Origin of the sequence: Eggerthella sp. AM16-19 (assembly GCF_003474385.1) — a bacterium.
Classification (GTDB): Bacteria; Actinomycetota; Coriobacteriia; order Coriobacteriales; family Eggerthellaceae; genus Senegalimassilia.
Map to the genome: position 1 here is coordinate 1 of NZ_QUCY01000010.1, position 21412 is coordinate 21412.

The window sequence follows — 21412 nt, forward strand, 5'->3', positions numbered from 1 at the left end:
GCGGTGTTCTTCACCAGCTCGAGCTGCTCCTGCGGGCTGTTGCCGAGAGCGTTGCCGCCGAGGGCGATGACTACGGAAGGACCGTCACCTTTTGCGTAGGGCATGATTGCCTCCTTTTTAGGAATAAAAAAGCCAACCCATTGAAATGGGACGAAAAATCGTCATAGGTTGGCAAGGGATTTCGATGCAATTCGTTGCGCCGCCACGGGGGCGGCGCAACGGTGAGTTTGGAACCTAGAGACTTAGCTCAGGGTTGCGTACATGACAGCCTTGATGGTGTGCATGCGGTTCTCGGCCTCGTCGAAGACCTTGGACTGCTTGGACTCGAAGACGTCGTCAGCAACCTCCATCTCGGTGATGCCGAACTGCTCGGCCTTCTGGGCACCGATGGTGGTGTTGGTGTCGTGGAAGCTGGGCAGGCAGTGCAGGAAGATAGCGTCCTTCTTAGCGTAGCCCATGACCTCCTTGGTCACGCGGTAGGGCTCGAGGTTCTTGATGCGCTCGCCCCAGACCTCGTCGGGCTCGCCCATGGACACCCACACGTCAGCGTAGATGACGTCGGCGTCGGTGCAGCCTTCCTTCACGTCAGCGGTCAGCTTGACGGTGGCACCATGCTCGGCGGCGATGGCGCGGCACTCCTCGACCAGCTCGGCCTCGGGCCAGTTGGTCTCGGGGGCGCAAGCAACGAAGTTCATGCCGAGCTTGGCGCAAACGACCATCATGGAACGGGCAACGTTGTTGGCGGCGTCAGCCATGAAGACGACGGTGCGGCCCTTCAGATCGTAGTTGAAGTTCTCCTGCATGGTGAGAACGTCAGCCAGCATCTGGGTGGGATGCCACTCGGTGGTCAGGCCATTCCAAACCGGCACACCAGCGTTGGCAGCCAGGTCCTCGACGTCGGTCTGAGCGAAGCCGCGGAACTCGATGCCGTCATAGAAGCGGCCGAGCACGCGAGCGGTGTCCTCGATGGACTCCTTCTTGCCCATCTGAGAGCTGTTGGGATCCAGGTAGGTCACGCCCATGCCCAGGTCCATAGCGCCAACCTCGAATGCGCAACGGGTACGCGTGGAGGTCTTCTGGAACAGCAGCACGATGTTCTTGCCCTCAAGGTAGCGATGCGGCACGCCGGCACGCTTCATGTCCTTGAAGTTCTTGGAAAGCTTCAGCAGGTACTCGATCTCCTCGGTGGAGAAGTCCAGGAGACGCAGGAAATGACGACCGCTCAGGCTTACAGGCATGGTAATTCCTTTCGATAGCAAGTTAACAAGAACTTATGTGTGCAGGCCGCGCCAAGTTTCAGCCTGCTGTTTCTACCGGAACGCATTTTCATGCGTTCCGGGAAAAACCTAACAAGGGTTCCTGATTTCTCAGGATTCGTATCCAAGATGGATACTCAGATTATGCGCTCTGCGCAGCGAGAAATCTAGTCCTCACGCCAGATCGGCATGCTCATGCAGCGGGGGCCGCCACGGCCACGGGAGAGCTCTGCCGAGGGAATCTCGATAGCATCGATGTTGTTCTTGCGCAGCAGCGCATTCGTGACATCGTTGCGCTCGTAAACAACCACGCGACCAGGAGCGATGCACAGCGTGTTGGAGCCGTCGTTCCACTGCTCACGCTCTGCGGCGATACGATCGCCACCAGCGCAAGGAATAAGCGTGACGGGCATGCCCACGTACTTCTCGAGCACTTCCTCGAGCGTGCCGGAGGTCTCCTTGACCTTGATGCCTTCACCCTCGGGGGTGATCTCGAAGACGGTCAGCGGGCCCATGATGCCGGGATGGATGGTGAACTTGTCAACATCGATTTGGGTGAACACGGTGTCGAGGTGCATCATGGCACGATTGTTCGGGATGTTGAACGCCAGGATGGTGTCGACCGGCGAGGTCTCGTCCTTGAAGATGTTGTGGGCGATCTCGTCGATGGCATCCGGCTCGGTGCGCTGGGAGATGCCGATGGCCAGCGTATGCTCATTGATGTTGAGGATATCGCCGCCCTCGATGTGGAATGCGCTGTAACGGCTGTAGTACTGCGGCACATCCTTGAAATCGGGATGATGCGTGAAGATGTACTCAGCGAAGATGGTCTCGCGGTTACGCGTGACAGCATACATACGGTTGATGGAAACGCCGTTGCCAATCATCGCGAACGGATCGCGGGTGAAATACAGGTTCGGCATCGGGGCGATGACCATCTTGGAAGATTCGGAGACCAGGTCAACCAAGGAGTTGGACTTGTCCGTGTGCAGCTCGGTGAGATTAACGCCCTCCATGCACTTCAGAACCAAGTCGATGTTGGTCTTGTAGTTATCGTTCAGGTAATCGAAGAGAATCTTCTGATAACGCTCAGTGCGGATACCGGCCTCTTCGATGAACTGCTTCAGGAACTGCTCACGCAGAGCCGGATTGGCATCGAGCACCTCGGCCATGAGGTTCTCCAAATACACGACCTCCACGCCGTTGTCGCGAAGAGCCTGAGCAAAAGCATCATGCTCGGCCTGGGCAACCTTCAGAAACGGGATGTCGTCGAACAGCAGCTCTTCGAGCGTGTTCGGCGTGAGGTTCAGCAGCTCTTTACCAGGGCGATGCAACAGAACCTTCTTCAAGGGCTTGATTTCGCTCTTGACGTTTACGCCTGCCATGAAAACCCTCCTTATGCCTTTTATGCATTTTCGGACTTCTTAGAAGCGGAACGCCCGTTGCGCACCGCGCGTTCCGACTGCAAAACAAACTTCTCACGCTTCACAATGAAAAGCAACTACCAAAATTTCTGAAAACGAGATTTTCGGGATGACCTGCGAAGACGATAAATTTCCGGCTTTGTTTCAATCGCGTTTCTACACATTTCCTTCACTTTCACTTTGGTTCACAATAGTTTACTTGTGCAGTTGCATAATTTTCCAACACCATGCCTGAAGCCGAGCGGACCCATAGATGATTTCACTCGAAACCCTAGTTATGCATAAATATGAGAAATAATGCATCATGCGATTTCGATGCACGGACGCTTATGGTCTTTCAGACCATTGATAGAGAGACTCTATACCACTATGGCTGGTAGCATTTTTGGATGAGACGTAGCCGAAAACGCTATAGGTAGTTGAGAGACAACTGAACGACCGATGTTCTCCCGCGATCTATTTCCCGTCGCAAATCGCACGACGCGCTCTGCAAGAATTCGACGACGACATGATGAGAGCCGCCTATTACCTTGATTCGACGGCTGGTCGCATTTTCATTCAGACATTTTGATGGTAAGCAATTTGTTTTAGTCGTGACGTCTCGCAATCCTACGTGTCTTTGCGGGTTTGCGGTATAATAACGGCGTTTTGTGCGCCCATGGCTCAACGGATAGAGCATCGGACTTCTAATCCGACGGTTGCAGGTTCGAGTCCTGCTGGGCGCGCCAGGATTTTCTGGCCGGAGCGCGATTTGCTGTCTCCGGCTTTTTTGTTGTCGAAAGCTGAGTGCATCTTGGCTCGCTCACGTGCTGCTTCGACGATGATCAACTTCCCCATGCCCTACAACGCAGACGCTCCATTGCGTGATTTCCCAGAGGAAGCGCTGTTTCGCGTCGAATTTCCTTCGCACAGCTTGCTCTTGCAAGACCCCCGCCGTTACTGCGATATTATCAACGATATAGCGCAGCGATCAGCTAAGTTCGGCTAGATCGCTTGTCTTTTCGCAACTATCGATTCGGGTTTTCGAACTATGTGCGTACCTTAAGGCCGGTTCAGCCCTTTATTCCTACGATAGCATCATCGATGAATAGCTGCGATCACGCGCACACAGCAAGATCGCTGATATATACGTGATCGCGTTTGGAGGATCGCTCGCTCACTTAAAGGCTGTTGCGCGGTCGAGCAGGCAGGACCCGGCATGCAACTCCCGAAACAGCAAGGTCTGAAGTCTCTTTCCGATTTGGCCCTCGATTTGGTCCGCATGTGGTCCGCAACTTGGCGCACATTTTGGCGAACAAACAAAAAAGGCCAGAGCCGATAAGGCTCTGGCCTGGGACTTTAGTGGAGCGGGTGACGGGAATCGAACCCGCGTTAGAAGCTTGGAAGGCTTCAGTTCTACCATTGAACCACACCCGCGACTGGTCGGGACGACAGGATTCGAACCTGCGACATCCTGCTCCCAAAGCAGGCGCGCTACCAGGCTGCGCCACGTCCCGACATCCAAACAGCCTAGATAGTATATCAGACTTTCTAAACGTTTTCGGACAATTTCGCGCGAAGTTCACGAAGGGCATTGCCTCGATGGGAAATCGAGTTCTTCTCTTCGGGAAGCGCCTGGCCGAGCGAGCGTTTGAATTCAAATACCTCGGGCAGGAACAGCGGGTCGTATCCGAATCCGTTATCCCCCTGCGGCTCATGGGCTATACGGCCCTCGACCGTTCCACGGGCATCGTGCTCCCTACCCTGCTCATCAAGGTAGACCAGGTGACATACGAATCGAGCGCTGCGTTGCGCATCCCCCACATCTGACAGAGCATCGAGCAGCTTCGCGTTGTTGGCAGCGTCATCGCACGGTTCACCGGCATATCGTGCGGAATACACGCCAGGAGCACCATCGAGTGCATCGACTTCCAGGCCGGAATCATCTGCTAGCACCGCCATACCGCCGCTAGCCTGCTGAGCCGCATGAGCTTTGATGCGGGCATTGCCCAGGAACGTCTCGGCATCCTCGACGGGGTCGGAGTGAACACCAGCCTGCTTGAGAGTTTTGAACTCCCAACCGGGGAAATCAAGCGCTTCGGCAATCTCAACAGCCTTGTGAGCGTTATTGCTGGCGATGAGAACGGTTTTCATAAGGTTCCTTTCGGGGCGAAACATTGTTCTTAGAATTCGATATGCGACACGCTAGTGATGGGCATGCAGAATGCACGGCTGCCGAAGCTTTGGAACTCCGCGACATCATCGCCAGTGGTATTGAACTCGTACTCGGCTTTGTGACCCGCCCGAGCACGTTGGTGGTGACGATCCAGAATCTCGGTGACATCTCGGGCTGCTTCCTTCGCCGACGAGATGAGCGTGACCTCATGACCCACTACGCCGCCGATCAACGCCTTGAGCAGCGGAAAATGCGTGCAACCAAGGACGAGCGTATCGATTTGGCAGCGCCGCAACGGCTCCAGATACTCTTTTGCGATAGCCTGGAACGGCGGTCGGATATAGACCTTTGATGCAAGCGAGGTGTAATTCTCGATAGGGCCCTCCGCCATGCGGATGCCCTGCTCGGCTATCTCGACGAATCGCGGCGTAGCCGTGGAAAACACGGTGATGCCCGCATCTAGGTGGCGGATCGCCTTCGTATAGGCATCCGACTCCACCGTGGCCTTCGTGGCGATGACCCCGACTCGCTTATTGCGCGTTGCGTGCGCAGCAGCGCGTGCACCAGGTTCCACAACCCCGATGACGGGAACGGGGAACGTTTGCTGGGCATGCGACAAACCCGCCGCAGTAGCGGTGTTGCACGCGATGACGATGAGCTTGACCCCACGCTGCACCAGCCATGAGCCGATCTGCTGGACGAACCCATCCACCTCGGAAAGACTGCGCGGACCATAGGGGCAACGCGCGGAATCGCCTACGTAGATAATAGACTCCTCCGGCAGCGCCTTCGCGATCTCGCGCGCGACGGTAAGCCCGCCGAACCCTGAATCGAACACGCCGATGGGGGCGTTGTCGAATGTTTGCATGATATCCATAGCGCTCAGTATAGCGCATGCTTGCGGGCGCTTTCTGAAATGCGCGGCGGGTGCCATAGTATCTGCTAACCTGCAGACAAGCAAAATAGTTCCAGAAAAGGGAGCAGCTGATCATGTCGAAGGAAAAGGACCGCAAAACCAATGCCATACGCGAAATGGAGGCGGCGCACGCCGATTTCGACACGCGCTTCTTCGAAAGCCCCGAAGCGTTATCCGGGGTCGAAGTGGCGGCGCTATTGGAGCAAGATCCGGATTGCGTATTTAAAACGTTGGTCACTCAGGGAAAATCAGGTCAACATTTCGTGTTCATGATCCCCGTTGCCTGCGAGCTGGATTTGAAAAAGGCAGCTCGTGCTGCCGGAGAGAAGTCCATCGCGATGGTGAAATCTCGCGATCTTTTGGGGCTCACCGGATATATCCACGGCGGCTGCAGCCCTGTAGGAATGAAGAAACTCTTCCCCACCTTCATCGACGAGACCGCTGAGTTGTACGACCGGATCATGTTCTCGGGCGGCCGCATTGGATGCCAGATTCAAACGCCGCTAAGCGAATTGCAACGCGTGGTGCCCGTGAAATGCGTTGACCTTACCGTGGTATAGGCAAAAGCTCGTGCACATTACTAAACGCGGCATGACCGGCCTGCTGTTGCTGAAAATCGAATAGGCGTCCTCGGCTCGCACGAAAGAACCTAAGAGCAGGCCAAAGCCGAACAGAAGACGCCCTGCAAGCAATGCTTGCAGGGCGTCTGAACATTCACCGCCGAACAGCTATCACCAGTGGCTGACCACGCAATCGCCGGAGTGGATAAGCGAGTACAGTTCCTTAGCCTTAGCCGGGGGCAGGTTGACGCAACCATGGCTGCCGTAACCGTCTTTGTACATGGTTCCACCGAAATCGGGTTGCCAATCGGCATCGTGCAAGCCGATTGCGTTGCCATCGAAGGGCATCCAGTACTGAACGGTTGATTCGTAGATCTTCTGGCCGTTCTCATAACCGGTGAGCTTGCCGGGGCTTTGCATCGCATTCATCCAGAACACGCCGACGCTGGTGTCATGCGTGCCATCGGGGATGCCGGAGATGCAGTCGGACTCCCAGGCCAGCGCACCGGAGTCATCGTAGAAGTAAACGTGCTGCTCCGCCAGGTCGATATCGATATAACGGTTGCCCCAATCACGACCACCAACGCCGTTATATGCATCGCCGCTAGTGGCGTTAGGGATCTCGACGGTTTCAACAAGGCCTTCCTTGACGCCGTTGATCACCAAATCCATAAGCGCATCGTAGTCGATAGACCAGCCGTACACGCCGCCGGAAACCGTGATGGTCTTGCCATCGGCGCGCGTATAGGTGCGCGTGGTGCCGACGGTATCGCAATCGCCGGCAAGCTTGTCGACCCACGCTCGCATGGCTTCCTCATCAAGCACGGCCTGCACGTTTTCGTCAACGGTGACCCATTGCGAGATAAGATCGGCATTGACTTCCGCAGCAGTTGACTTGCCCATGGTCAGCACGATATCGGCCCCGATCATGGTATTGGCCTGCTCGACGGCGGTTTTCAGACGGGGGTCGGTGGAAAACACCGTAGGCTGCAACAGCTGCTCGGATGAAAGCACGACTTTGGGATCGAGCTCGGCGAGCGCAGCATCGGCGACAGCCATGACCTTAGACGCATCAAGGGCGGTGCCGGCAACTTCCTTGCAAACGGTGAAGGAACCGGATTTGGAATCATAGGCAACCGTAGCATTGAGAGGCTGCGTAGCGGATTCGTTGAAAGCGGCAACGGCTGCGGACACGGTTTGCTCAAGGCCGGAATCGTTGTACGAGCTGATCATAGCGCCGGTTGCATCATGGCTGCGCGTAAGCTCGACGGGCCACAGCCATTCGTTGTACGCAGAGTACGCTTCCTTAACCACTTCGGAGGCGTTGAAATCGACGCCGGCGTCTTTGGCCGAGACCGTAAGGTTGAAGCCGTTACCGGTAATGGTGAGCTTGTAAGAGTTCACCTCGTTGGCAAGCGCCTTTTCGGCATCCGCCGTCGACATAAGCGATGCATCAAGATTGCCGATCTTGGTGTTGGGCATGAAGTGACTGCCGAAATACAGCGCCACGCCGCAATATGCGATCGCAAGGACAGCCACCAAACAAGCCGCGACGATCCCCAGTACCTTCCCGACGCGCTTCTTAGGGCGGGAAACGCCCGTAGAGGGGATTTGCATGCCGGACGGCGCGTACCCTTGATGGCCGGTTTGCGCAAACTGCGGGTAGGCCTGCCTGTTTTGCTGGCCATGCACCTGCTGCGGGATGAAGCCACCCGGCTGGTTGTCGTCGGCGAAGTTGATGGAAGGGATATCGCTTGGAGCGACGTGACGCCCGCGCGAAACTTTATCGTTTTGATCGTTGCTCATGATGCTCTCGCTGAATAGGGTACAGATAGCTTTATTGTAGCAACGTAATACCCAAGGAGCGATACCTTGTGGATATTTTCGATACGATAATTACGGCCATCGGGCTGCCGATTCTCCAACCGGCACGGGATGGCCGAATGCGATTCGGAAATGAATGGACGATGAAGCCTAGTCTGGATGACTAGGGCAAGGTCGAGGGCTACGGCTTCGCGGAGAAGATCGCGGACTGTGCGCGCATCCTGGTCTACGTAATCGCCGCCCTTGCCGTCCTCGTCTCGGCAGCAGTCCTGTGCGAAAACCAGGCGAGCGGCGCGCAGGAGATGCAGGCATCGCCGGCCCGCACCGACGGCCCCATATACGACCTGCCCGAAGGCATCGGCCAGGAAATCGTGTGCGACGAGCGCAACCGCGAGTACCTGCTGCTGACCACCGAGCAGAGCGGCGTGTTCCTCATGCCGTACCTCGACGAGGACGGCGAGCAGGAGATCATGCCGCAGGCCTAGAACGCAAAGAAGCCGCCCCGTATGGAGCGGCTTCTTCTATTCGACGAGCAATACGAACGCCCGCCTAACGACGAACACCTGCATATGTTCGCCTACTGAACAGTTGGTGGAGGCGCGGAGAATCGAACTCCGGTCCATACTATATTATCCCTCAGGCTCTACAAGCTTATCCCATTATCGGAATTCGGAACCCGTCGGTCAACGGGCAAACGTTAGGGTTCCTAGTCGGTTCGATCTTTATCGAAGCCATACCGTCCACGTGCTTCGATGCAGTCCCCCTAAAATGACGTCGCGTCCGAGCCGGGGACAACCCGGAGTTGACGTGCCAGGTGCTGTTTAGGCAGCCATGGCGAGCGCCGGAGCGCTCTGAGAGTTGTTCTTGCCAATTAACTTGACGGTACCCCTGTTTAACGTGGCGAGGAGACCACGACCTGCTCCTCAGTTCAAACATACCATGTCGAAACCAGTCGCCCCCGAGAAGCCGGCTTTACAGCCGAGTCGGGACGCTGCGGTCCACCTTGTCAAAGTGCACGGCGGCAAGTCGCCGAACGGATTGATAATCTTACTTCAAAATCGAGCTGAAGTCCAATGCGCTTTTAATATCGTCAAACGCGCCCTTAAATTCCGCGGCCATTTTCACGCCGTCCTTGAAAATGGCGTTCATGTCGTCGGTTGCCTGCTGCACGCCGTCACGCGTGATGCCCAGGCTGCCATCGTCAGCGACTTCGCCGCCGGCATCCTCGTCCTCGTCGCCCTCGAGATAAAGATATTCGGCTTCCTCGCCGTCTTCCATGATGACGAAGCCGATACGGTTGCCCTGGTCGTCTTCAAGGTATCGGACGATATCATCGTCGGAAAGCTCGAGCTCGACAACCTCAAGATCTTCGTCGGCGGCAGGCGCCTCGTCAGCTTGAGGGATATCCTCCGCGACATGCTCCGAGATTCGCTCTTCGGCCTCCAGGGCTTCCTGATCGCTCATCAACGGCTCCTTTCCTTCAACGCGCGTTCGATCTCGCGCTTCGAGTCGCGCTCGGCCATAGCGGCGCGCTTGTCGTAGTTCTTCTTGCCGCGGCACACCGCCAGCTCGACCTTCACCAGCGAGCTTTTGTTGAAGTACATCTTCAACGGCACGAGCGCCATGCCCTTCTCCTTGGTCTGCTGCTCCAGTTTGCGGATCTGGTTTTTGTGCAGCAGCAGCTTTCGCTTGCGGTCCGGGTCGGGGTTCGCGATGTTGCCGAAGGCGTACGGGGGGATGTGGACGCCATGCAGCCACACCTCGCCGTGGCGGATGAGCGCGAAGCAGTCGGTGAGCTGGCAATGGTTGTCGCGCAGCGAGCGCACCTCGGTGCCGGTCAGGGCGATACCCGCCTCGTAGGTTTCGAGAACCTCGTAATCGTGCAGCGCCTTGCGGTTGCGCGCGATGTCTTGGGATTGCTTTTTCATGATGCTACTCCCCCTGCGCCGCGCGGGCGGAGCAGGCATCGAGCGACACCGAACCGCAACCCGCCATGGGCACGAACGAGCCGCCGGATTCCAAATCGCGCGCAAACTGCACGAACAGGGCCACGGTTGCGTCAAGATCGTCCAGGCAGATGACCTCCGTGGGCGTATGCATATAGCGAAGCGGCACGGACACCAAGCCCGTGGGGATGCCGGCGCGGCTGACCTGGATGGGCCAGGCGTCGGTGCCGGAATGGCCGGGCAGCGCCTCTACCTGATACGGGATGCCCGCCGCCTTGGCAGCCTTGACAAGACGGTCGAACACCCGCGGGTTGACGTTGGGCCCACGGCCGATGACCGGGCCGCCGCCGCATTTGATGTCGCCGAACTTGGCATGGCTGATGCCCGGATAGTCGGTGGCGTGCGTGACGTCGAAGGCCACGGCAACATCGGGGCTCACGCCGAACGCCGAGGTGATGGCGCCGCGGGTGCCGATCTCCTCCTGCACCGTGCATGCGCAGGTGACATCGCCCGCGCAACCGCCGCCGGCCGCCAGCTCCTCGAGCACGCGCGTGATGACCCACACGCCGCATTTGTCGTCGAAGGCGCGCGAAACGCCCATGTTCTTTCCAAAGCGCTCGAAGCCCACGCCGAACGTGATGACGTCGCCCACCTTCACCAGGCGCTTGACTTTCTTGGCGGGAAGGCCCATGTCGATGACCAGGTCGGACAGGGGCGTGACCTTGTCGCGTTCGCCCGCCGAAATGAGGTGGATAGGTTTGCGGCCGACGATGCCGCGCAAAGGATGCTCGGCCCCGGAGGCGTGCACGTCCACGCGAAGCCCCGGCAAAATGGCGGAATCGACGCCGCCGATGGCGGCGACCGACAAGAACCCGTCATCGGAGACGTTGACCACCATCAGGCCGATCTCATCCATATGGGCGGCCAGCATAAGGGACGGCGCCGCCCCCCTGCCTTCCAGGCGAGCATGGACCGAGCCCATGACGTCGGTGACGACCTGGTCGGCCACGCCCTCCATGCGCTCGCGCACCACGGAGGCGATGCACTGCTCGCAGCCCGTCGGCGAAGGGGTCTCGAGCAGGCGTTTGAGATATTTGCGATCTTGCTTGTTCATTTGCTTCCTTTATTAAAGAAGGTCGGCGATTGAGCGCACAAAGGGCGCAGACGCAACGGCGAAAATCGCCGCTGCGCCTGCAGGCCGCGGCGGCGACGAACGACGGCACCCGCCGTTACGCGCGGACCTTCACGACGATCTTACGCACATGGCAGGGCTCGGAGCCGAGCGTGCAGCCGGGCTTGTGCGCATCTTCGGGAGCGAGGACGGCCAGGTCGCCGGCGCGCAGCACCACATCCGTGCACTGCTCGGGCGTCTCGTACAGGCCGAAGTCGTTGCCTTCATCGAAAGGCTGGCACTCGGGCAGGCCATCCAGCTGAGCGTACTGCAAAAGCTCCTGACCGGACACGACGAACTGCACGTCGTAATAACCGCGATGCGCCTCCAACTGCTTTTCGGAAGCAGCGACGGTGTCGTATTCCTGCACGTTGGCGAACACGTCGTCGCCATCGATCTCGTTACGGCCGAGCGGCAGAGCATCCAGGCCGTCCTGCGCAAGGAACGCATAGGCCTTTGCGAAACGCTGGTCGAGATAATCGTTTCCGTTCGCATGGGTAAGGTTGGTAACCAGCATACTGATTCCTTTCATATTCACGCAGCGCGCAAGGCGCCGCCTCGTTCGTTTAGGGAAGTATACACCCCGCCGGCGGGCAGGCCGCCGCGGTAGACGGCGCCCCACGGCATGCACAAGGCAGACAAGGCCGGACCTTTACGGCTTTGCAGATCAGCTGCTTTAGGGTTGCGCAGGGCCTGGCGGCACGCCCAACCTTTGGACCTGCGATTCATCAAGCACCGTGATACCCGCGTCGTGGAAGAGCTGCGCGGCAACGCCCCACCCCGGCACGAGCGCGCCCGTGAAGCTTCCATCGTACACCGTCCCGCTTCCGCACGAAGGGCTTTTCGATTTGAGCACGGCAACCCGGCAATCGGCATCTCGCAACTGCTCCAGGCAGCGGCTTGCGCCAAGATGGAAGGCCTGCGTGACGTCGCTGCCATTCGCATCCATCACGTGCACCGGACGGGACCCCGCGACGATCTCGCACGGCGGATGCGGCACAGGAAGGCCCCCTGCAACTTCAGGGCATATGGGAACAAGCTTATAGCAACGGCCAAGCCGCATCACGGCGTCAACAGGCTTCGAGGACCCGTCGTAGCGGCACGGCACGCCCAGCAGGCAGGCGCTCACGGCGACAGCAGGCAATGTGTTCGGGGTTTTCTCCATACCGGCATTATAGCGCTCGAACAAGCCGGTTATTCCTACCAATATGCTACTTGGAGAGTATCAAAAAACTTCACGGACCCGAGTATCGCTGTGCTAGAGTTAGCTGCAGGAGAAGCGAACGGAGCAGGCGCCCCGACGCGAACGTCGTAGAAAGGCGATACCATGAAAGTTGCAATCCCCAGCGAAACCGGCGAAGGCCTGACGAGCATCCGCAGCGGACACTTCGGCCACACACCCTGGTTCACGCTCGTGACCATCGAAGACGGACAGGTCACCAGCGTCGAATCGGTGAAAAACGTTGATCACGACGAGGTGGGTTGCGGCGGCGTCATCGAGTTTGCGCACAATCTGGGCATCGATGCGATGATCTGCGCAGGCATGGGCCAGCCGCCGTTCATGCGTTTCACGCAATACGGCGTGGGCATCTATCTTGAGCAGGAAACGCCCATGGTCGGCGACGTGGTGAACAAGTTCATCGCCGGCGATTGCGCGCGCATGGTGCTGGAAAACGCCTGCAGCCATCATCACTAAGATGCAAGTGCCGGCGGTCGCAACGCCTTGCGGCGCAAGCCGACCCCGCACAGCTTGCTATAATCGACACGCAGTCACAGGCCTGGGCCGCACGCCCGGGCCTTTTCAATCTCAAGGAGCAGCCGTGGGCATATACGAAGATCTGCAAGCGTTCCAACCTGCCAACGAACAGGAAGCCGCCGACCGGGGCCTTATCCTGTCGCGCTTGGAAACGGACCCCACGGTGTTCGACCGATCGTCCGTGGCCCACATGGCATGCTCCATTTGGACCGTCGATCCCACATTCACGAAAACGCTGCTGGTATATCACAACATATACGATTCGTGGAGCTGGATCGGCGGGCACGCGGACGGACAGGCCGACCTTGCGGCAGTCGCCTTGCGGGAGCTGGAAGAGGAAACGGGCGTTCACGCCGCGCACCTGGTGCCGTGCGGGCCGGGCAACGTGTTGTCGTGCGAGGTGCTGACCGTGGACGGCCACGTCAAACGCGGGGCATACGTCAGCTCGCACCTGCACCTGAACGTGACGTACCTGGCAGTTGCCGACCCCGCCGAGCATGTACGCATCAAGGCCGACGAGAACAGCGGTGTGAAGTGGGTGGGGCTCGATGAAGCCGTGGCCCTGTCAAGCGAACCGTGGATACGCGAACGCATCTATCGCAAGCTCATCGAGAAGACGCGAGAGCTGGCGCCACGCTTCGCAACGCGGTAAGCCGGCGGTACCCGTACAAGCTGCGGCACGCCCCTTTAAGCAAAGCGCGCTACACCATGAGGATGCGCGAGCTGGCGCCGCGTTACGCCATCAAGTCAAAAACCGACGCTGACTGCGCACCTCGGTCGCAAGCCTATCCGCCCTGGGAGCAGGACCTCACACCATATTACCGTGGATGTCGGCATGATGGACATCGGCCCAGCGACGACGCAGCGCCACATCCGCCGTTAGGTTCGCGTTATCGAACACAATGGACCACTGCGTGTTGCTGGTGACGTCCTCGGGGTTCGGCTCCTGCGAGGCCGTCCTGAGCGCCTTCCACGCCGTGACCTGGGCATCCTGTCCCGAAGGCGCCCCATCGAGCACCGCGGAGATGGCGTCGTAGCGCTCGCGACCGTGGCCGTACGCACCGTTTTCCTGAAACGGCGCAACCTTGTCTTGGTGCATGACGAAGAAGTTGGTGACCTGACGCGTAGGCGTGACGACGGGCATACGCTCAGGGCTATCGCAATCATATTCGATCACACGCCCATCGCCTTGCGCATCGGTGATGTAGAAATGGTAATCACGCCCGCTTGTGGCGAACATATCGTAGGAAAGCAGCAGATCAACGGCTTGCTGGGTGGTGGCTGCCCGATCGAGCACCAAACGTATGGCCATAGGCGTCGAGATGACGGGCTTGCCGGTGATGCGGAAGGTGGGCTTGCTGTCGAGCGTGAGCACCGCGCAGGAAACGCCCTTCTCGTTCACGCCGTCTAAGCAGGCGAACGGCGCCGCCAGGCACGCGAAACGCGATTTCGTCTGCAGCGCATCGACCACACCGAGGTTGTCGAGGGCGCAAAAACCGATGGATTCGTAACCGTCAGCGGGGGCAGTATGCACAAGCATGGCAGAGGTATCGAACTTGAAATCGTAGTTGCGACCCATGAACACGCCTTCACCGCTTGCAAGCGTGAACGCGCTGCATCCGAACTGCGGCGCCTGCATATGGATGGGGACGAGCGGAAGCGCCTCGGCGAGGATGGCGTCCATATTGCTCTGATCGCTTCCAAGGCCGCGCTCGATGATGCGATCGAGGTCGTAGCGATAGGACACGTCCATGGCATAAAGGCCATACGGCCCATCGGCGGGCGCGATCTGCCTGATCGAGGCCATGGTAGCTGCGCGCGAGCCATATACGGCAGCGCCGGCACCTGCGGCGACGCCTGCGGCGGCTACCGCCACTTTCGCGATATTCCCAAGCTTCATCGACGACCCCTTCCGTCGCGCGTCCCGAAAGCGACGCTTCGCGAACTTTTGCTCGATTATCGCACAAAACGGCATGAGTCGGAGGTTCTCCCTCTGCACGGCCCCGTTCCCCAGACATGCAGCTTCCCTTGCTCCGAAGAGCCCTTGCTCTCGCGCCGGATCCTTTTGCGACCACGGCATCGGCTTCGGTGTTCGGCAGCCCGGCGAACTCCGCGCGCGTCACACGCCGGCGCCTGTTACCGCCCTTCCCCATGAGGCGCGAAACACCGGCCGATAGGCTTAGGCTAAACGCGCTGATTGCCGCAACGCCTAGCGCGTTTGCGCTAAAATAAGCGTTTGCGAACAATGCGTTCAAGCAAGGGGAGCCGCAAGCGATGATCACCGAGAAAGCCATAGCAAGCCAATGCAACCAGCGTTCATTCACCCGAGGGCGCGCCATCGCGTCATCGGATAGGAACATCCTCACGAAGCAGGTGCGCTACGATGCCGAGGAGTCGGTGGTCAGCGCATTCGTGGCCTCCAGCAGCGGCTGGGACGATCGCTACCGCACTTCGGTGATTCTCGACGAGGATACCGACGAAGTGCTGGATTATTCATGCACATGCCCTGCCTTTCGCGAGTATGCCGGCATGTGCAAGCACTGCGTGGCCCTGGCGCTCGCGTTCTCGCAGCGCCCCGAGACCTTCATGGGCTACCAAGCGCGGCGCACGGCGCAATCCTCCTCGTGCATCACCGAGTTCATGAAACGCACCGAGGAACTGCAAGCCGACGACACGCCCGCCGAAAGCGTGGTCCTGCACGCCGAGCTGTCGTACGGCTACGGTCTATGGTCCGCCTCGTTTCGCATCAGCGGGCCCTCGGGAACGCCTTACGTGCTGAAATCGCTTTCGGAGTTCGCCGACCGCATGCGGTCCGGCGCCCGCCACGCATACGGGAAGAAGCTGGCGTTCACGCACGCCCCCGCCCTGTTCGAGCAGCGCTCGCGCGGGATAGCCCAGTTCATCGAACGAGCTTGTTCCATGCGCGAGGCCGCCGACGATGCGCCGTCATGGCTTCGCCGTCAAAGCACGTCGGTGGGCCGCACCCTGCAGCTTTCCGAGGCCGAGGCCGTGGAGCTGTTCGGGTTGCTTGACGGCGGCGAGTTCAGCATCACGGGCGCGGACTACGCCACGCCAACCGTGCAGCGCGTGCATATCGAGCATAGCGACCCGGACATCTCGCTTTCAATGGCGCCGGCCGAGGCCGGCGGCTGGGCCATCGAGCGCGGAGAGCATATCCGCATGGCCGAGCAAGCCGGGCGCCTGTATATATGGTGCGGCGGAGACACGGTGCATCGTTGTTCGCCGGCGTTCGCGCGCTGCTCCGACTTCCTGCGCATGGTCTACGACAGCGACGAGCGCAACCTGTTCGTGGCAAACGACGACATGCCCCTGTTCTGCGCGGCGGCCCTGCCCGTCATCGAGGAGAACCTGCATCTCAGCGCCCCGGCCGAACTTTCGGTGTGGCGGCCCGTGGAATGCACGCTTGCGTTTTTCCTGGACAAGAACGGCAAGAACGTGATCATCGGCGCCCAGGCGGCTTACGGGCCGCGCCGCTTCACGCTGTGCGGGACCGTGCCCGCCGAGCACAAGGACGGCAAGAGCGCCTCGGGTCCCTCGCCGTTGCGCGACGTGCGCGCCGAAGGCAAGGCCAAGACGCTGGTGGAACGGTATTTCGGAGCAGGTCAAACACGCATCCCCATGAGCAACGAGGAAGCGGTTGCCAACCTTATCTTCACCGGCTTGGGCCAGCTGCGCGAAGCCGGCGAGGTGTATACCACGCCGGCGTTCGACCGCCTGATCAAAGACGGCAAGCCGCGCCTGAGTATGGGCGTTTCGCTGTCTGGCAACCTCATCAACCTTACCGTCGACGCCGACGATCTTGGCCCCGACGAGCTTGCTGCCATGCTGGGAAGCTACCGGAAGAAGAAGCGCTACCATCGCCTGCGCGATGGCGCGTTCGTGGACCTCTCCGATTTCGAGCTCGCTCAACTTGACCGCCTGGCATCCGACCTGGGCATCACGCAAAAGGAGCTTGCCACGGGCACGGTGGAGCTGCCATCGTTCCGCGCGTTCTACCTCGACGAGGAAGCCGACCTCGATCGCGACCGCAGCTTCATAAAGTACCTGAGCAATTTCCGCGCGATCGACGAGCGGGTATACCAGGTGCCGAAAGGGCTGAACGCAACGCTGCGCCCCTACCAGGAAGAAGGCCTGCGATGGCTGTCCGCCCGCCTGGATGCGGGATTCGGCGGGGTGCTTGCCGACGAGATGGGCCTGGGCAAATCGGTCCAGCTCATCAGCTTGCTAGTGGCCCGCGCTGATCAGGCTCGCGAAGTCGGGCCGAGCTTGATCGTGTGCCCCTCTTCGCTCGTGTACAACTGGATGGCCGAATTCGAGCGCTTCGCACCCGGCCTGAATGTGGCCGCCGTGGTGGGCAGCGCCGCCGAGCGCAAGGTGATCCGAGGACATGCCTTCGCGCCGTATGACGCGAACCTGGTTTCCGGGCGGCAAGGCGATGCGACTGCATGGTCCGACAACGCAGAAGCGGCATCGCGCAACGTTGACGCTCGTACAGGGGAAGCAACCTTGCAAAACCGCGGTGAAGCAGCGGCACCGGAGTCCGTCGACGCAACCGGTAACCGGCCTGCACCGGTCGATGTGCTCATCACCTCCTACGACCTTGCGCGCATCGATTCGGCTGATTACGCCGGACGTGAGCTGTTCATCTGCGCCCTCGACGAAGCCCAATACATCAAGAACCCCGCAACGCTCACCACACGCGCAGTTAAGCGCCTGTCGGCGCGCCACAGGTTCGCGCTGACCGGCACGCCCATGGAGAACCGCCTGTCGGAGCTGTGGAGCATCTTCGACTTCCTGATGCCCGGCCTTCTGGGACCGTACGCGCGCTTCCGCGAGCGCTTCGAGCTTCCCATCGTGGGCGGCGAGGAGGACGTGGCAGCCCGTCTGAGCGCCGTAGTAGGGCCTTTTTTGCTCAGGCGCCGCAAGGCCGACGTGCTCACCGACCTGCCCGACAAGCTGGAAAGCGTGGTATACGCCCCTATGGAGGGCCAGCAGCTCAAGCTTTACCGCGCCCATGAGCAGCGTCTGCGCGAAGAGCTGACCCGCCAGCGCCGCGAACGCAAACAGCGTCAGGCGAAACGGGATGCGGGTGAGCACGTTTCCAGCGTGGAGGTACTTGCCGAGCTCATGCAGCTGCGCCAGCTGTGCTGCGACCCGCGCCTGCTGTTCGAGGACTATCGCGGCCACGGAGCAAAGCTCGATACCATCATGGAGCTGGTGGCAAGCGCCATGGAAGGCGGCGAGAAGGCGCTCATCTTCAGCCAGTTCACCAGCTTTTTGGACCTGATCGCGCAACGCCTCGAAGAGGCAGGCATCGCCTTCTACACCATCACGGGGCAAACGCCGAAGAAGGACCGTGTGGAGCTGGTGAACGAGTTCAACAGCAACGACGTGCCGGTATTCCTGGTTTCGCTCAAAGCCGGCGGCACGGGTTTGAACCTTACGGGCGCAAGCGTGGTCATCCACGCCGACCCCTGGTGGAACGCCGCGGCGCAGCAGCAGGCCACCGACCGCGCTCACCGCATCGGCCAGACACGCGTGGTAAGCGTGCAGAAGGTCATCGCCAAGGGCACCATCGAGGAGCGAATCCTGCACCTGCAGGAGGAGAAGAGCAAGCTGGCCGACCAGGTGATCGGTTCGAGCGGCATCTCGCTTGCCAGCTTGAGCGCCGACGAGCTGATGGACCTGCTGGAAGGGTGATCCTGCTCCCTGAGCGCAAAGAAGGGCCGGGCCTCGAGCCGAGCCCGCTGCCGAACCTTCGCTTTCGGTTCGGCAGCGGGCTCGCAACTCGAAGCCCGGCCCTTTCGTTGATGCACGTCAGCGCACTCGCGTCGCAACGGCTAGAATTTGCGGAAGCGATCGTAGCGCTGGGAGAGCAGCTCCTGTTCGCTCATGCCGCACAGCTCATCGAGCGCCGCCTGCACATAGTCGCGCACGTTACGCTCGGCGATCAGGGGGTTCTCATGCGCGGGCGCGGGACCCTCGGGGACCACGGCGTCGATGATGCCGAGCTCCAAGGACTCGTGGGCGCTCATCTTCATGACGGCGGCAGCCTCGGGGGCACGCGTCCTGTCCTTCCACAGGATGGAGGCGAAACCCTCAGGCGAGAGCACCGAATAAACCGCGTGCTCCTGCATGGCAACCCGGTTGGCGACGGCGAGCGCCAATGCGCCGCCCGAACCGCCTTCGCCCAAAAGCACGGTGACCACGGGAACCTTCAAGCCCGCCATAGCCACCAGGTTGTCGGCGATGGCGTTGCCCTGCCCGCGCTCCTCGGCCTCGGTACCGCAATATGCGCCCTGGGTGTCCACCAGGCACACGATAGGACGGCGGAACTTCTCGGCCTGACGCATGAGGCGCAACGCCTTGCGATAGCCCTCTGGCTGCGGGCATCCGAAGTTGCGGCGAATGCGCTCCTTGAGGTTCTCGCCCTTCTCCTGGCCGATGACGGTGACGGCACGCCCCCCGATCCAGCCGATGCCGCCGACGATGGCGCCATCATCGGCGAACCCGCGATCGCCATGCAGCTCGACGAACCCGTCGACGAAGTTGCGGATATAGGAGATCGCCGTGGGCCTGTGCACGTTGCGAGCGAGCTGCACGCTCTGCCACGCACGATTTTCCTGCTCATCGGGCGATGTGGCTACGACGACCGATGTCGCTCCCACTTCCAAGGACGTGCCTGCCTCGGCGTCGAACGTGCCGGCGGCGATGGCGCGCTCAACGCGTCGGGATGCGCCCGCACGCAGGCTTTCGGGGATCAACGACGAGGGAATGGCCTCGCGCAGCTTCTCCCACACGGCGCGCTCCTCGACGCTCATAGGCTCGGGGCGCAGGTCGGAATAGGTGACGGTGTTGTACGCTGCCGTGCCGTTTTCCAGGTTGTCGCAGACCGCACGGTAGCTGACGAGTACGTCATGGTCGCCGGCGTTGTGCGCGCACCCGGTCGCCTGACAGGCGGTCGACAAATGCATGGCCAGGATATGGGCCAGCGTTGCACGAAGGTCCTGACGCTCGACGATGGCGTCGATCAAGCCATGCTCAAGCGCGAACTCGGCGGTTTGGAACCCTTCGGGCAGCTCCTGGCGGATGGTATCGCGGATAACGCGCTGCCCGGCGAAGCCGATGAGCGCTTTGGGTTCGGCCAAGATGATATCGCCGTCCATGGCGAACGACGCGGTGACGCCGCCGGTGGTGGGATCGGTGATGACCGAGATGTACGGCAGATGCGCCGCAGAGTGGCGCTCAATGGCGCACGAGGTCTTCGCCATCTGCATGAGCGAGACCAAACCCTCCTGCATGCGCGCGCCGCCCGAAGCGGTGAAGATGATCACCGGCAGATGCTCGGCGGTGGCACGCTCGAACAGGCGCGTGACCTTCTCCCCCACCACACTGCCCATGGACCCCATGAAGAACGTGGACTCCATGATGCCGATGGCGCACTTCAAGCCCGCGATGGAACCCTGACCGGTGCGAACGCTCTCCTCAAGGCCGGTTTTCCCGCGCTGGGCCTCAAGCTTGTCAAGGTAGCCCGGGAAGCCGAGCGGATCGGTTTGCTCGATGGCACGGTCCCACTCCTGGAACGTGCCGGCATCGAGCAGGTCGTCGATGCGCTCGTCGGAGGTCATGCGCAAGTACCCGCCGCACGAAGGGCACACGTAATGCCCAGCCGCCAAGCTGGCGCCGTCGAAGGTGAGCTTGCAATGCTTGCAGGTGCGCCACTGGCCGCACACCTCGTCGGTCTTATCGGTGGTGCACAGCACCCAGCCGAGCTGCGGCGAATCGCCCAGCTGCGTGAACACGCGGCGACCGGCAGCTGCCGCGCGTGCCAGGAACGTATCAACGCCTGAAAGCGCCTGGGCGTCTTCGATCAGCAAAATGACCTGGGCATCCGCTTCCTCAGCAGCCTTCAGCACGGCATAGCCGTTGGAGTACAGCGCGTCGAGATGCTTCTCGCCAAGGCTGACCTTCGCATCGGCCGCGCGCAAAGCCGCATCCGCGCGTTTGTCGTCGGTGCACGCGACGCAGGCCACCATGCCGGCATCCTGCACCGCCATGATGGTGCGCTTCGCGGCTTTGCCGCGCGCAACCACAAGGGCAACCGGCGCAGGAGCAAACGCCGCAGACCCGCCCGCCTGCGCAGTAAGGGGCGCCTGGGCATGCTGCGAGCCGACCCCGGTATAGGCCGACATGTCCGCGGCATCGACCGCGTTGGGAGCGGTCCCGTCGGCGGTCATGCGCTCACGCTCCTCTTCCGCGATACGCGAGAGACGATACGCCACATCGGCATCGTCGACGACGCTTTCGCGTGCATCGCCGGAAGCGGTCACGAACGAACCCGAACCGTCGAACGAGATGTAGTCCTGCTTGAATAGCTTCATGT

General features: G+C 60.4%; 17 protein-coding genes, 3 tRNA genes, 1 other RNA gene and 1 pseudogene. 6 read left to right on the top strand and 16 right to left on the bottom strand.

Features of this window, described 5'->3' with window-relative positions; all coding sequences use genetic code 11:
* The 3 genes and pseudogenes from DW178_RS05105 to arcA all read right to left on the bottom strand — a co-directional run.
* Positions 1–104 (bottom strand): annotated as a pseudogene (locus tag DW178_RS05105) (carbamate kinase); the annotation flags it as partial.
* Between the two features lie 138 nt (positions 105–242).
* A complete protein-coding gene (argF, locus tag DW178_RS05110; protein WP_042433932.1) occupies positions 243–1238 on the bottom strand; it encodes an ornithine carbamoyltransferase in 996 nt (331 codons plus the stop codon).
* A gap of 185 nt (positions 1239–1423) precedes the next feature.
* Positions 1424–2641 (bottom strand): arginine deiminase, encoded by a 1218-nt coding sequence (gene arcA, locus DW178_RS05115; protein WP_114621202.1) that lies wholly within the window; start codon positions 2639–2641, stop codon positions 1424–1426.
* 691 nt (positions 2642–3332) lie between these two features.
* Here arcA and DW178_RS05120 point away from each other — a divergent pair.
* Positions 3333–3408, top strand: a tRNA-Arg gene (locus DW178_RS05120).
* A 614-nt stretch (positions 3409–4022) separates the two neighbouring features.
* Here the strand turns inward: DW178_RS05120 and DW178_RS05125 are convergent.
* The 4 genes from DW178_RS05125 to murI all read right to left on the bottom strand — a co-directional run bounded on the left by DW178_RS05125 (position 4023) and on the right by murI (position 5712).
* Positions 4023–4096, bottom strand: a tRNA-Gly gene (locus tag DW178_RS05125).
* 3 nt (positions 4097–4099) lie between these two features.
* A tRNA-Pro gene (locus DW178_RS05130) sits at positions 4100–4176 on the bottom strand.
* A 34-nt stretch (positions 4177–4210) separates the two neighbouring features.
* The gene (rdgB, locus tag DW178_RS05135; RefSeq protein WP_118350024.1) at positions 4211–4813 is read right to left on the bottom strand and encodes an RdgB/HAM1 family non-canonical purine NTP pyrophosphatase; all 603 of its coding nucleotides are present in this window, start codon (positions 4811–4813) and stop codon (positions 4211–4213) included.
* 29 nt (positions 4814–4842) lie between these two features.
* Positions 4843–5712, bottom strand: coding sequence for a glutamate racemase (gene murI / locus DW178_RS05140; RefSeq protein ID WP_118350025.1), 870 nt, complete (start codon positions 5710–5712; stop codon positions 4843–4845).
* A gap of 113 nt (positions 5713–5825) precedes the next feature.
* Here murI and DW178_RS05145 point away from each other — a divergent pair, with 113 nt between their 5' ends.
* On the top strand, positions 5826–6311 hold the full coding sequence (locus DW178_RS05145; RefSeq protein ID WP_042433921.1) for an aminoacyl-tRNA deacylase: 486 nt from the start codon (positions 5826–5828) through the stop codon (positions 6309–6311).
* A 171-nt stretch (positions 6312–6482) separates the two neighbouring features.
* On the opposite strand, the gene DW178_RS05150 is transcribed toward DW178_RS05145, so the two are convergent.
* Positions 6483–8117, bottom strand: a complete 1635-nt coding sequence (locus DW178_RS05150) for a L,D-transpeptidase family protein (RefSeq protein WP_286168521.1) — start codon at positions 8115–8117, stop codon at positions 6483–6485.
* 320 nt (positions 8118–8437) lie between these two features.
* Between DW178_RS05150 and DW178_RS05155 the strand changes: the two genes are divergently transcribed.
* On the top strand, positions 8438–8620 hold the full coding sequence (locus DW178_RS05155) for a hypothetical protein (RefSeq protein WP_118350026.1): 183 nt from the start codon (positions 8438–8440) through the stop codon (positions 8618–8620).
* A 104-nt stretch (positions 8621–8724) separates the two neighbouring features.
* On the opposite strand, the gene ssrA is transcribed toward DW178_RS05155, so the two are convergent.
* The 6 genes from ssrA to DW178_RS05185 form a co-directional block, all read right to left on the bottom strand.
* Positions 8725–9095: a transfer-messenger RNA gene (gene ssrA, locus DW178_RS05160) on the bottom strand.
* A gap of 87 nt (positions 9096–9182) precedes the next feature.
* Positions 9183–9599 (bottom strand): hypothetical protein, encoded by a 417-nt coding sequence (locus tag DW178_RS05165; protein WP_118350027.1) that lies wholly within the window; start codon positions 9597–9599, stop codon positions 9183–9185.
* Positions 9599–10063 carry an SsrA-binding protein SmpB gene (gene smpB, locus DW178_RS05170; RefSeq protein ID WP_118350028.1) on the bottom strand — a complete coding sequence of 155 codons (465 nt, stop codon included), beginning with the start codon at positions 10061–10063 and terminating at the stop codon, positions 9599–9601. Before smpB ends, DW178_RS05165 begins: the two co-directional genes overlap by 1 nt.
* A gap of 4 nt (positions 10064–10067) precedes the next feature.
* Entirely contained in the window at positions 10068–11195 is a 1128-nt protein-coding gene (locus tag DW178_RS05175; protein WP_118350029.1) for a M42 family metallopeptidase, read from the bottom strand.
* 115 nt (positions 11196–11310) lie between these two features.
* Entirely contained in the window at positions 11311–11769 is a 459-nt protein-coding gene (locus DW178_RS05180; protein ID WP_118350030.1) for a NanQ anomerase/TabA/YiaL family protein, read from the bottom strand.
* Positions 11770–11928: 159 nt separating this feature from the next.
* On the bottom strand, positions 11929–12441 hold the full coding sequence (locus DW178_RS05185) for a 2-thiouracil desulfurase family protein (RefSeq protein ID WP_286168522.1): 513 nt from the start codon (positions 12439–12441) through the stop codon (positions 11929–11931).
* 138 nt (positions 12442–12579) lie between these two features.
* Between DW178_RS05185 and DW178_RS05190 the strand changes: the two genes are divergently transcribed.
* Complete coding sequence (locus DW178_RS05190; RefSeq protein WP_118350031.1) at positions 12580–12948, top strand: NifB/NifX family molybdenum-iron cluster-binding protein; 369 nt, start codon at positions 12580–12582, stop codon at positions 12946–12948.
* Positions 12949–13072: 124 nt separating this feature from the next.
* On the top strand, positions 13073–13660 hold the full coding sequence (locus DW178_RS05195; RefSeq protein ID WP_118350032.1) for an NUDIX hydrolase: 588 nt from the start codon (positions 13073–13075) through the stop codon (positions 13658–13660).
* A 156-nt stretch (positions 13661–13816) separates the two neighbouring features.
* Here DW178_RS05195 and DW178_RS05200 read toward each other — a convergent pair whose 3' ends face one another.
* Positions 13817–14908 carry a carcinine hydrolase/isopenicillin-N N-acyltransferase family protein gene (locus tag DW178_RS05200; RefSeq protein WP_118350033.1) on the bottom strand — a complete coding sequence of 364 codons (1092 nt, stop codon included), beginning with the start codon at positions 14906–14908 and terminating at the stop codon, positions 13817–13819.
* Between the two features lie 374 nt (positions 14909–15282).
* Between DW178_RS05200 and DW178_RS05205 the strand changes: the two genes are divergently transcribed.
* Entirely contained in the window at positions 15283–18729 is a 3447-nt protein-coding gene (locus tag DW178_RS05205; RefSeq protein ID WP_118350034.1) for a DEAD/DEAH box helicase, read from the top strand.
* A 140-nt stretch (positions 18730–18869) separates the two neighbouring features.
* Here DW178_RS05205 and DW178_RS05210 read toward each other — a convergent pair whose 3' ends face one another.
* The gene (locus tag DW178_RS05210) at positions 18870–21410 is read right to left on the bottom strand and encodes an acetyl-CoA carboxylase carboxyltransferase subunit alpha (protein WP_118350035.1); all 2541 of its coding nucleotides are present in this window, start codon (positions 21408–21410) and stop codon (positions 18870–18872) included.
* Positions 21411–21412: the final 2 nt, after the last annotated feature.

Bases quoted from the DNA above. Each gene is read 5' to 3' on its own strand.
- argF (WP_042433932.1), bottom strand. From the start codon at position 1,238: ATGCCTGTAAGCCTGAGCGGTCGTCATTTCCTGCGTCTCCTGGACTTC.
- arcA (WP_114621202.1), bottom strand. From the start codon at position 2,641: ATGGCAGGCGTAAACGTCAAGAGCGAAATCAAGCCCTTGAAGAAGGTT.
- rdgB (WP_118350024.1), bottom strand. From the start codon at position 4,813: ATGAAAACCGTTCTCATCGCCAGCAATAACGCTCACAAGGCTGTTGAG.
- murI (WP_118350025.1), bottom strand. From the start codon at position 5,712: ATGGATATCATGCAAACATTCGACAACGCCCCCATCGGCGTGTTCGAT.
- DW178_RS05145 (WP_042433921.1), top strand. From the start codon at position 5,826: ATGTCGAAGGAAAAGGACCGCAAAACCAATGCCATACGCGAAATGGAG.
- DW178_RS05150 (WP_286168521.1), bottom strand. From the start codon at position 8,117: ATGAGCAACGATCAAAACGATAAAGTTTCGCGCGGGCGTCACGTCGCT.
- DW178_RS05155 (WP_118350026.1), top strand. From the start codon at position 8,438: ATGCAGGCATCGCCGGCCCGCACCGACGGCCCCATATACGACCTGCCC.
- DW178_RS05165 (WP_118350027.1), bottom strand. From the start codon at position 9,599: ATGAGCGATCAGGAAGCCCTGGAGGCCGAAGAGCGAATCTCGGAGCAT.
- smpB (WP_118350028.1), bottom strand. From the start codon at position 10,063: ATGAAAAAGCAATCCCAAGACATCGCGCGCAACCGCAAGGCGCTGCAC.
- DW178_RS05175 (WP_118350029.1), bottom strand. From the start codon at position 11,195: ATGAACAAGCAAGATCGCAAATATCTCAAACGCCTGCTCGAGACCCCT.
- DW178_RS05180 (WP_118350030.1), bottom strand. From the start codon at position 11,769: ATGCTGGTTACCAACCTTACCCATGCGAACGGAAACGATTATCTCGAC.
- DW178_RS05190 (WP_118350031.1), top strand. From the start codon at position 12,580: ATGAAAGTTGCAATCCCCAGCGAAACCGGCGAAGGCCTGACGAGCATC.
- DW178_RS05200 (WP_118350033.1), bottom strand. From the start codon at position 14,908: ATGAAGCTTGGGAATATCGCGAAAGTGGCGGTAGCCGCCGCAGGCGTC.
- DW178_RS05205 (WP_118350034.1), top strand. From the start codon at position 15,283: ATGATCACCGAGAAAGCCATAGCAAGCCAATGCAACCAGCGTTCATTC.
- DW178_RS05210 (WP_118350035.1), bottom strand. From the start codon at position 21,410: ATGAAGCTATTCAAGCAGGACTACATCTCGTTCGACGGTTCGGGTTCG.